Source organism: Bradyrhizobium sp. YR681 (assembly GCF_000282615.1).
In the GTDB taxonomy this organism is placed as follows: Bacteria; Pseudomonadota; Alphaproteobacteria; order Rhizobiales; family Xanthobacteraceae; genus Bradyrhizobium.
The window spans coordinates 1-631 of the sequence record NZ_AKIY01000278.1 but is presented as its reverse complement, the minus strand read 5'-3'; the positions used below and the strand labels follow the sequence as shown (position 1 = coordinate 631).

General features: G+C 63.4%; 1 protein-coding gene. It reads left to right on the top strand.

Annotation, left to right across the window (positions count from 1 at the left end; all coding sequences use genetic code 11):
* Window positions 1-631, top strand: a 631-nt coding sequence (locus tag PMI42_RS30265; RefSeq protein ID WP_008141707.1) for a GDP-mannose 4,6-dehydratase, incomplete at both ends; no start/stop codon positions are given.

Sequence of the window (631 nt, the reverse complement as noted above, 5' to 3'; positions counted from 1 at the left end):
CGACGCCATCGGCGTGCTGCGCCTCTTGGAAGCGATCCGCATCCTCGGCATGGAGAAAGAGACGCGGTTCTACCAGGCCTCGACCTCCGAGCTCTATGGCCTCGTCCAGGAGATCCCGCAGAAGGAGACTACGCCGTTCTACCCGCGCTCGCCTTACGGCGTCGCAAAGCTCTACGGCTACTGGATCACGGTGAACTACCGCGAAGCCTACGGCATGTTCGCGTCCAACGGCATCCTGTTCAATCATGAGAGCCCGATCCGCGGCGAAACTTTTGTCACGCGCAAGATCACCCGCGGCGTGTCGCGCATCGAGGTCGGGCTGGAAGAGACGCTCTATCTCGGCAATCTCTCGGCCAAGCGCGACTGGGGCCATGCGCGCGACTATGTCGAGGGCATGCGCAGGATCCTGCAGGCCGACAAGCCTGACGACTTCGTGCTTGCCACCGGCGAGATGCATTCGGTGCGTGAGCTGGTCGAGCTTGCCTTTGCGCAGGTCGGCCGCCGCATCGCATGGCGGGGCACTGGCGTCGACGAAACCGGCGTGGACGAGAACAGCGGCAAGACGGTGGTGAAGATCGATCCGACCTATTTCCGTCCGACCGAGGTCGACCTTCTCGTCGGCGATGCCAGC